This window comes from Bacteroidota bacterium (genome assembly GCA_018831055.1).
Taxonomy (GTDB): Bacteria; Bacteroidota; Bacteroidia; order Bacteroidales; family B18-G4; genus M55B132.
Map to the genome: position 1 here is coordinate 1 of JAHJRE010000023.1, position 10,521 is coordinate 10,521.

Sequence of the window (10,521 nt, forward strand, 5' to 3'; positions counted from 1 at the left end):
ATGACGGAAAGCTATACTGGGGTAGGGAAGGCGGTATCGGACGCTGCAATCCCGATGGTACCGGCGCGGAGCTTTTTCAGTTATGGGAACTCACCTCTCCGCCGGAGATGGCTATTGGACTGGCTTACAATCCTGATGACAACAAATTGTACATCACGAACGACAAATACGATTATTCAGGTGGTGTTTACCGTATCAACATGGATGGAACGGGTTTGGAGGAGATCGTTTCCGGTACGGATGGTGCAGCAATTGCCGTTGATTGGGAACATGACCGGATCTATTACTGCGATTACCTCAAAGGTGTCTGTATGAATACTTACGATGGCGGGAACGAGTCTGTGATCGATGCCGGATATGTCGATGCTGTGATCTGGGGGTTGGTTGTGGATATGTATGCAGGAAAGATCTATTATACAGATAAGTATGATGATAAAATCTTGCAGGCCAATCTTGACGGGACGGGTCGCGTTGATTACGTTACGGGTGTCGATGCTTATGCGATGGCCTGGTATGCGGAAGATATGACCGGAATCGTTTCTCAGGTGGAAATGGCTGCCATGCAGGTTTATCCCAATCCGGCGCATGAACAGATACTTTTCTCGGGTTTGAATGATTGTGATAAGATAACAATTGTGAACAGCATGGGTCAGGTTGTCTATACACTTGATCCTGAAGGGCAGGAAAACATGAACCTAAGCACAGAAGAATTGGGGAGGGGGCTGTTTTATGTAAGTTTTGTTTCCGGTGATCAGCAGGTTACCAGGAAACTAATAATTGAATGATTCTCCTGGCAGCAGAATATCCAGTTGAAGGCCTCTTCCAGCGATGAGGCCTTTTTCATTGGTTTTATATATTCCGTCAAAACGGATAAGTATCACCTGACTTTCCCCGCTTACCCTGCCTTTCCGGCCATGGATAACCAGGGCTGTAGCCTCATCGATCCCGGCACAAAGCACTCCGGGGTTTTCAAGTGCAACACTGATGAGGCGGTTCATGCGCATCCTTTTAACAAAGTGCTGGTCCACAATGATATCATCTACCAGGCCCAACCCTTCCTTAATCTCCATGTTACCGGCTTCGATCGTTCTGAAATCACCGGTATATTCAGGGTGTTTGAACTCATTTCCCGTGATCATGAGCCGGCTCATGACGGCAGCCCCGGCACTCGTGCCGGCTATCAGTGATCCTTCGTTGAATGCCGAGCGTATGGCTTCATGTACAGGTGTTTGCAGCACAATATCCATGAAACGCTGCTGATCCCCGCCGGTGATGTAAATCATTGCAGCACCCCGGATACTGTCGAGCCGGTCATGGGAGCAGACATTTGCATCCAGGATGTTCATTGCCGCGATAGATTGTATCCCCAGCATGCTGAACTGCCTGGCAGCATAAAAAGCCGATGAATCGGGTTCTTCGCTGGCCATGGGCAGTATAATGATATACCCGGAGCTGTCGGCACCCGAAAGGCTGATCATCTCCCTGACCATAGCCTCGGGTCTTTTCCCGCCACCAATGATGTAAAGGGTGCCTTTAGGGCCGGGTTTATCGTTAATGAGCTGTTGGTCAACACACGACAAACAAACAAGCAGGACAAGGATTGAAATGGGTATTCTAATGATTTTCATGTGGTATCAATGAATTATGACAATCTTTTTGTGATAATGTGTTCCTGTTTTGGTGTTTTCAATGCTAAGAATAAAGGTTCCTGAAGGGAAGTGACCAATGTGCAGGGTTGTGGGCAGGGTGGTTGTTTTCTCACAGATGACATCTCCTCCTATACCGCTGAGACTGACTCGGAAAAGCGCGGATGGTGAGGGTTTTACCCAGATGACATCTGGGGCTATGGAGATGTCATCTGCTGTCGGCACCGGGAAAACCCTGAACCCCAATACATTCCCTTCCTCATGTATTCCCGTTACATCTTCCAGCATTATATCATTAGTCTCATCAAAAAGCTGCATCCTGAAACCGGTAAATCCGGCAATGTTTCTGGGTAAACCTCCTGAAGAAACGGGAAGGTCGGCAAAGCCGGCCGGGCTTCCCGGGTTTTCCAGGAAGATGACCGGGCAGGAGCCCCTGGCTTTGAAGCTTATTTGCCCGTTTGATGCAGAGATTTCCATCCAGGCGTTCCCATGCATCCAAAAACCGTAAGCAAGGTTTTCCTTCACCAGGATATAGGGCAAACCGGTGGCTGTATTCTCCACATTCAGATCCTCGTTAAAAGTATTGGGCATGATGGCACTGTTTTTTAGTAAGCCAAGTCCCTCCCGAATATCAAGTTCTCCATCGTACGAGGCATATGCTTCCTTGTAATTGACGGCACAGTATTTTCCTGCGAAACGGCTGTCGCTGCCCATAAAAGCAAAAGTTTTTCCCGCTTCTGCCATTGCCGCTTTGAGGTATTGCCCGTTTGAACCATATTCCAGGAAATCATTCAGTACTTCGTATTCATTGTCCACAAAAAGATATACATCATTGCTTTGTAAGCGTTGCAGCCAAAGAGGATCATCGTAATTATCCGGTGTTGTGGACAATATTGCGGAAGCAGCGCCTATCTGGGTCAGGTGGTTTTGAACTGCCTGGGCGGTGCTCAAACTATATCCGGTAATGATGATGATTTCTTCATTACCCGGCACGAGTGACTTCAAACGCAAAAGAAACTCTTCATTATCGCTAAGGGCATCGCTGGCGCTCAGCATCAGATTACATGAAAGCGACTCACCGTAAAAAGCGGGCTGGGTTGAGCCCTGTAATCCGTTTATATTTAGTGTGCTAAAATCAATTATACAGGAATTCAGTGCCTGGCTGACTTCTAAATTACTTGCCAGAAGCTTGCTTCCGCTTATGGAAAAAGTATTCCCTACTCCCGCATGATATAAACCTACCGCCCCGGTGCCATAAACATATCCTGTTCCTGAAGTATCAATACATAATGCTGTTTTATCATCCACTCCAATTCCCAGTATCTCTTGCTGTTCTGCCAGGCTCCAGTTCCCCAGGAAACCGGTGATCCTCCCGAATCTACCCCTTTCGGCAACATGGGAGTCGAATATCGTGGCAGGGAAAAAGGGCAGAAAATCATTGGTGAGGGTCATATAGTTGTTAAAAGGGTCTTCCAGGGCTTCTTCCGGGTAAACTGTCCCGTTCATGGCAATAAAATCTACTTCACCCAGGATCTGCAATCCGGCGGAAGTACCGGAAACCACTCCACCGCGGTTAAATATCTCCATACTCGCTTGTTCAACCACTGTACCTTTATATATATGGTAATAATCCCATTGATCGCCTCCCTTGAAGAACAATGCATCATAGGTGATCAGGCTGTCGTAAGTTTCCTGTGCATTGGCAGTCTGGCTGTTGCGGATAACGAAATTTCTCGACCAGGATGCGCCCAGCGACATAAAGTATTGAGGCAGCCACTGTGTAGGGGCCTCGTCGGTGGTGATACAGGCTACTTTTCCGTTTTGGGCCATTTGTGTTACCCACCTGTACGGAGTATCGCTCCAGCCGCCGGCGTCCTCCGATCCTCCGCCCACCACCATAATATTACCCGGAAGGGATTGTCCGCAAACCCATACAGGACATAACATCATTGCGACAACGGCTTTTATGATCAACAGCTTACTCATAAGCTCCTTTTTTAAGAATATTTCCGTTCCTGACCATTACCGAACCATTGGCCAACACATGAATTATATTCAGTTCCTTATCCAGGATCAGCAGGTCGGCATCGTTATTTTCCTGAATACGTCCTTTATGCGCAAGCTTAAGTATCCCGGCAACATTTGATGTTGCAAGGCTGAATGCATCGCTTATCGACATTTTTTCTTCCAGGATGGAGTCCCTGATCTCTGTAAAGACCGAAAGCGGATATCCCATTTCCAGCTTGACCAGGTTTCCCTGTTCATCGAAATCCGGAAGTGAACCGCATGCATCTGAGGTGAGGGTGATGTGCTGCAAGGGCACCCCTGACCTGAGCAGTTCGGCGATAGCTTTCGAAGGCTTGATCTCAAATTCAGGGAAGTAAGGATACGAACTTGCCGTCAGGTCCAGGTAGCCTTTCTTCCCATATTCTTTTGCATCCTCAAAAATATGATGGTTGCGGTTGCAATGCGTGGGCCAGAATTGCTTCAAAGGTATTTCGCTTGTAGTGCTTGCATCATAGAGTGGCCTGAACGGGTCTTTTGCGTCACCCATGTGGATATTCACAATTCCGCATTTATTTCCAAGCATACCACCGACCCTGGCCATGGAAGCCAGCCTGATCAGTTCCTGTGTGGTAGGGTATGAGGAGCGGTGGTCGGACAGCGCGACTTCCCCAACCCCGATGATCTCTTCAATCATGGCGATATCCTTACCCACATTTTCCAGGATGGATGGAGGGGGTATCTGGTAAGCTCCGGTAAACATCCAGGCGCTGAGGCCTTCGTGCCGAATACTTTTGACCTTCATCAGGACTGACTCTACAGACCGGGTATACCCGTCGGTACCCAGGCATCCGACAACGGTGGTAACCCCGGCTTCCAGCATGTCGCTGATCCTGAGCCCGGCGGTACGCGTAGCCGGACCGCCTTCACCACCGGCACCGGCAATGTGTACATGGGCATCGATCAACCCCGGTAATGCCATCAGGCCGGTGCCATCGATGACTTCAAGGTTTGGATTGCCGACGAAATCCAAATGGTCGCAAATGCTGATGATCTTCCCTCCCCCGGTGAGGATGTCTTTCTTCCCGAGGTATGTGGGAGTATAAGTTTCTATTTGCCGGATCAGGATCATAATTCTATGGTTTTTTACAAATATAGGAATTGGGGGCGGTATGACGAAATATCCTGGGTTATAATTATCGAAGTGCTTGTTAATTAAATATTTAGCAGGAAGCATGCCCCTCCTGCTAAATGAATTCCCACATCGTATTTTCTCGTACTTATCGCAATCAATACGGGTTTTTCCTACCTGTTTTTTCTCCCGAAAAACCTTTGAAACGGGTAAATTCCTCCGTTGACGAGCCCCCCTTTTCCGCCGTTACTTTGCCTTGTACGCAACGCAAAAATTTTAACGCAGAAAAGAACAACTAATTAATAATCAAAAACGCTAAAAATTTAAACCATGAAAAAGTCAGTTATTATTATCGCAGCCAGCCTCCTCACAAGTGTAGCCTTCGCTCAGGTAGCCAATGAGGCTGAACACCTTTTTACAGGAAACGAAAACAACGCTTTCACAGAACAGTGGGGGAGTTTTAACACCGCTTTTGTTGAAGCAGCAGGAAATTTTAATTATTCAGAACAATTACAATTTGGCGACGGAAACTACTCAAACGTATTTCAGTTTGGTATTTCCAATGAGACTTTCCAGTTATTTGACGGAAATGATAACTGGGCAGAACTTTATCAGGATGGTGAAGACAACTACGCTACCTTCTTTGTTAATGGAGACGAAAACTTCATTTATGGTGAGCAGGTCGGGTTTGCCAACATGATGCAGATCAGCATCGATGGAAACTACAACATGGTAAACGTATTCCAGTACGGTGCCCAAAACGAGGCATGGGTCAATATTTATGGTGATGGCAATGAATCCTATATTGAGATGGATGGAGTTTATAATTATGCTGAACAAATGATCTATGGAAGCGGCAACTATGCAGACGCTATTATGGTAGGTTCTGGTAACACAGCTCTTGAAACCCAGTATGGATATGGAAACGCTATAATGGTTGACCAGTATGGTGAAAACAACCTTACCGTTGTCGGACAGGATGGATTTAGCAACTACAGCTATACCGGACAGTTTGGAAACAATAACAGTCTGTATGTGTCACAAGGCGGAGAAGCTAACTGGAACGAAACTTACCAGGGTGGAGATAACAACAGCGCTTCTATCAACCAGTATGGTTATGGCAACTCCAACTATGCTGAGCAGACGGGTGTTGGCAACATGCTTGACCTGAACCAGTATGGCACCTACAACCACAGCGAGCTGAACCAGAATGGATATGCCAACCTTGCCCAGATCAACCAGGATGGATACAGCAACACTGTGTACATGAACCAGGCCGGCGCCTATAACGAACTTTACGCTGAGCAGAACGGCGAAGCCAACCTTCTTATGACCACTCAGATCGGTGAAGGAAACGCCATCTACAGCTCACAGAATGGATTCTCTAATACAACCGAAATCATGCAGGAAGGCAACTATAACTTCTCAGCAGTGATGGTAGCCGGTGGCGAAGGCAACATTGTGAATGCCGGACAGTATGGCGATGGCAATATCAACAACGTTTACATGGAATACGGCAGCGACTACAACAACGTTAGCATCAACCAGGGCGGTTTTAACAATACTATCGGAGACGGAGCCTTTGAAAACGGTATCTATATCTCCGGCGATATGAACTTCAGCAGCGTGAACCAGATGGGCGCCTTTAACAGTGCAAAAGCCACGGTTTACGGTAGCGGAAACGTATCAGGAATAATTCAACACTAGTAATCTAAGTTAGTAAATTGGTACCTAGTATTCTGTTGAGGCTGCCCTAACCCAGGCAGCCTCATTTTTTTATTTATTTTATAGCCAGCCTGTTCATTTCCAGTTCCACACGTTCTCTCCAAACATCCATTATTTCAGTGTTTTGACCGAGTTCAACCTCTGATGCCATTTGATCCAGCATTTCGTTCATCCTGGAAATATAGTCCTGGTATGTTTTTTTCAATTTGCCGGCATCTTTCAAAATATTTCCCCTTTTGCATATGGTCTGATGCATGCGCATGCGGAAGGATTCAACCAGATCGAATTGCAGGTTGATGAATTCCAGAGCCTCCGGGGTTCTTTCATTATGGAAATATGACTTGTTCCTGTTAAAAACCGTATGGCACGAAACATTGATCGAATCATTGGAATATTCACAGTTGGCAATGATACGGAAACAAAGGTCATAACCTTTACCGGAGACTTTTCCGCTCGAGCGGTCCCTGATGACCTTAGCCCCATTCTTATCGTTACCCGCATAAGCATCAAAGTCAGCCCAGGTAATGTCTCTTTCCGGTTTCCAGTATATCCAGGGGTTAGCTTCGCAATTATTAACACCTGAATAGCCGAAAATTATGGTTTTTTCAGTTACTTCCGGTTTTACCTTCAGCTTGTTTTCTTCAGGGATAAGGTCAAATCCATTATCGTCGACAGGCAGTATCATTATCTTATCCTCATCATAGGCAAAGTCGTCCGGTTTGCATAATGGCATCAGGAAAGGCTCTGTATAATCATAGAATAGCAGGGCGGCAGATGAATGAAAATGTTTTATTTCTCCGGCGATGTTCATCTCAAAGGTGTAATCCAGTTTTATCGTTTCGGGAATGGATTCACCCTCTTCGCCAAATCTGTAATGAATTGTATATTGTATCTCCAGGCATTGTGGGTATTCTGTTCTCTTACCAGCTTGAACTGCATGTTTGCTTGTCCTGGGTTTATAATTCAGGGTTAAATATTTAACAAACCTGGAACTCGCATCGACCACAGCTTCACCGGAGAAAAATGCATCCGTCACGTTAATAGGATGGAAGGTTATAACAGAGTATGTCTTTCCCTCTTCATAAAATTTATTGACAATATTGCATTCTGTTTTTTTTCTGAAAGCCGCTTTATTTAATGATAACGGTGATACCGGATAATCTTCGCCGGTATGTTTTCCCATAATCCGTATGTTTTTTAATAAACTGACCGCAGGGCCCGAGCCTGCCGGGATAATATCACGTTCTGTTGCAATGAACCGGCCATTTTTCAGATCAAGGGCTTCTATTTCCCCGGCTCCGGTTAGGCGGGCCTGGTAAAATGCTTCATAAACCTCTGCGATTTGTTCTGGGCCGGTTCGGGTAACAAGCGATAGGAAGGAACGTGACGAAAGGGTATTTTTACCGGTTAGCGTGTTTTCTATTCCTTCAAAAAGGATATTTGCCGCTTTGTTCCTTTCATTTTCCGTTTTTTGATCTGTCAGGGAAACACCGTTTGTGACTGCTAAACAGGTTTGTGGGTATGGCAGGAAGGAACTGCTGACCATACATGCAAGGATCAGAAGATTGTTGATTTTCATGACTGTGGATTTTTATGATAAATTGTGCTATTGCCAAACCATCACGCTTTTTACATCAATGGGTGTAATGCATTTCAACGGGTTTAATGGTTTGAATAAATCCTTTTCAGGAGAGCTGGTCCGTCATGAATAATAGTTGTAAATAAAATTCCAAAATCACGCCATTGCGCTTAATTGTCAGATAGTCAGCGGCCTGATGATTGTTTATGGTTGTATAAAAGCATTGCTTTTTGTCCGTTGAGGGACAAACTTGTACAATTATGGACACAGGATCAGGGCCAGAGTTTTTTGCCCGGCATCCAGGGGATTAATCCTGATGATTTGCCAATAAATTCTGCATAAGCGGGTTTGCGTGATACCATTCGTTTATCGATCATAGGTACGCTGATGAAGGAGAACAGCAGGATCATGGCAACAGGTCCTGCGAGCACCCACCATTGGAAAGTTGATGCCTGCATGGAAAATACCGACAATCCGACCCAGAAAGTCACTTCCCCGAAGTAATTGGGGTGTCTTGATAATTTCCAAAGTCCGCTTCTGATAAAGTCATCCGGATTGGTTCTCTTTTTTAAATAGGCAACAAGCTGCTCGTCGGAAACCAATTCCATGGTTATGGCAAAAAAGGTGATAATAATGGCAATGACTTCATTGATTGAAAAACCTGCATAGGAAGCCGTGATAGCAGGATACACAGCCATGCATCCCAGGAAGACAAGGATGGTAGGGAATAGATGTATTCCCAGGAAACTGATGGGCCAATACATCGAAGGGAATTGTCTCCGGAAGTCTGCATATCTCCAGTCCTCATCCTTCATGCCTTTCCAGCGCCTCACCCAGTTCAGCGTCAACCTTGTCCCCCAAATACAAACCAGGATGAAGATGATCCAGGCAACAGGAGATTGCCAGCCCTCACTACCCATCATCCAGTAAAGCAAAATGGGAATTGGGGCCACGCTCCAGTAAGGGTCATATACCGAGGAGTTGTTGAAGATCATTGAAAAGATGAAAATTACCACAGTTGCTACAAGATCCAGGATGGCTACTGTTAGTAACGGATGGTATTCCTTGAACCAGGGATACAATAACCATGTTGTGCCAAGAGCAGCGGCGTATACCAGCAATATGACGAGAAGTCCTGAAAACTTATTCATATCTCAGATGTTTTACTTTTATCTTTGTACAAATATATCAATTAATCAACAGGAGGAATATTTATGAAAAAGCTAAACACGTTAAAAATAGCATTACTAGTTGTGGCCTTGATGTTTTCCTTTGCAGGCATGGCCCAGGTAGAGACCAAATCAGGCAGCAAGAGGCCTGCCGGTCAAAAGGCCGATGACCCAGCCGGAAGGATCAAAGCACAGATCGAGAAGCTCAACCAGGATATGATTGAAGCAGCCATCAAACAGGATGTCAAGGCTTCCATGGCTTTCTATACCGATGATGCCATTTCACTACCCAATTACGGAGAGATGATGAAAGGTAAAGCTGCGATAAAAGCGCATATGGAGGAGATGATGAAAAGCGGGATGAAAATGACAGCCATGAATTTTACCACATTGGAAGTAAGTAAGGTAGGCAACGATATTCTTGAAATCGGGACATTCAAGGTTACCATGGTTTCCCCGGAATGGCCCTCACCGATGACAGAGGAAGGGAAATATCTGACCATATGGGAAAAGAAAGAAAAAGGGGATATGAAGATCAAACTGGAGATTTGGAATTCCAATGAACATCCTATGGCAAAAATGGCAAAGATGAAGCCTGAGGAATCACCTGCCCCACCCGTTGAAAAAGCACCGGCAGAGGAGAAAAAACCGTAATACGGATAGCTAAGGACGCATCAGCATCAGCCGTACGCTGGTGTCATTAAACCCGACCCGGACATTAAGAATATAAAGTCCTTCGTTTAATCCCTGCAGATTAAGGTTACAGAAACCTTCTGCGGGGATTAAGCTTTCTGAAAGAACCTTTTTCCCGGAGGTTTCATAGATGGATACCAATACTTCTTCATTTTCCGGGGTTCCGGTATTGATGATAATATGATCAAAGGCCGGGTTAGGGTAGACGTTGATGCTGAATTCAAAGCCATTTTCGTCCATACCCTCCCATAAATCGTATTTCAATATTCTTTTATCATTTCCCACGGCAAAGGCAAGGTTTTCATTAACGGCAAAGACTGCCTTCCAGGTGTTTGGATAATCCTGTGCCTGCTCTGTCCATGTGGTTCCTCCATTCTGGGTATGGAGTATGTGGTTGCCGACAGCCCAGCCATGTAAATCGTTTACCATGTGGATTTCGTAAAAATTGCCGTCGCTTATGGGATGGGTTTGTTTTACCCAGTTAATCCCATCAGTTGTATGGGCGATCACGGGAAGCATCGACCAGTCCTGTCCTCCGACGGCCCAGCCTGTAGTTGTTCCCGTTAGGAAATA

General features: G+C 45.7%; 9 protein-coding genes. 3 read left to right on the forward strand and 6 right to left on the reverse strand.

Annotation, left to right across the window (positions count from 1 at the left end; translation table 11 throughout):
- A partial coding sequence (locus KKA81_01620; GenBank protein ID MBU2649607.1) for a T9SS type A sorting domain-containing protein occupies window positions 1-785 on the forward strand: 785 nt, incomplete at its 5' end.
- Here the strand turns inward: KKA81_01620 and KKA81_01625 are convergent.
- From KKA81_01625 to iadA, 3 genes are read right to left on the reverse strand one after another with little or no spacing between them, the layout of a single operon-like run.
- Window positions 771-1,628 (reverse strand): cyanophycinase, encoded by an 858-nt coding sequence (locus KKA81_01625; GenBank protein ID MBU2649608.1) that lies wholly within the window; start codon window positions 1,626-1,628, stop codon window positions 771-773. The two genes, KKA81_01620 and KKA81_01625, sit on opposite strands and share 15 nt — an antisense overlap.
- A 6-nt stretch (window positions 1,629-1,634) precedes the next feature.
- A complete protein-coding gene (locus KKA81_01630) occupies window positions 1,635-3,632 on the reverse strand; it encodes a cyanophycinase (protein MBU2649609.1) in 1,998 nt (665 codons plus the stop codon).
- Window positions 3,625-4,782, reverse strand: a complete 1,158-nt coding sequence (gene iadA / locus KKA81_01635) for a beta-aspartyl-peptidase (GenBank protein MBU2649610.1) — start codon at window positions 4,780-4,782, stop codon at window positions 3,625-3,627. Before iadA ends, KKA81_01630 begins: the two co-directional genes overlap by 8 nt.
- A gap of 330 nt (window positions 4,783-5,112) precedes the next feature.
- Between iadA and KKA81_01640 the strand changes: the two genes are divergently transcribed.
- The gene (locus tag KKA81_01640) at window positions 5,113-6,489 is read left to right on the forward strand and encodes a hypothetical protein (GenBank protein ID MBU2649611.1); all 1,377 of its coding nucleotides are present in this window, start codon (window positions 5,113-5,115) and stop codon (window positions 6,487-6,489) included.
- A gap of 73 nt (window positions 6,490-6,562) precedes the next feature.
- On the opposite strand, the gene KKA81_01645 is transcribed toward KKA81_01640, so the two are convergent.
- Together KKA81_01645 and KKA81_01650 are read right to left on the reverse strand one after the other, a co-directional pair.
- A complete protein-coding gene (locus KKA81_01645; GenBank protein MBU2649612.1) occupies window positions 6,563-8,086 on the reverse strand; it encodes a hypothetical protein in 1,524 nt (507 codons plus the stop codon).
- A gap of 272 nt (window positions 8,087-8,358) precedes the next feature.
- Complete coding sequence (locus KKA81_01650) at window positions 8,359-9,237, reverse strand: DUF1295 domain-containing protein (GenBank protein ID MBU2649613.1); 879 nt, start codon at window positions 9,235-9,237, stop codon at window positions 8,359-8,361.
- 63 nt (window positions 9,238-9,300) lie between these two features.
- Between KKA81_01650 and KKA81_01655 the strand changes: the two genes are divergently transcribed.
- The gene (locus KKA81_01655) at window positions 9,301-9,909 is read left to right on the forward strand and encodes an SgcJ/EcaC family oxidoreductase (GenBank protein MBU2649614.1); all 609 of its coding nucleotides are present in this window, start codon (window positions 9,301-9,303) and stop codon (window positions 9,907-9,909) included.
- Between the two features lie 9 nt (window positions 9,910-9,918).
- Here the strand turns inward: KKA81_01655 and KKA81_01660 are convergent.
- A partial coding sequence (locus KKA81_01660; GenBank protein MBU2649615.1) for a T9SS type A sorting domain-containing protein occupies window positions 9,919-10,521 on the reverse strand: 603 nt, incomplete at its 5' end.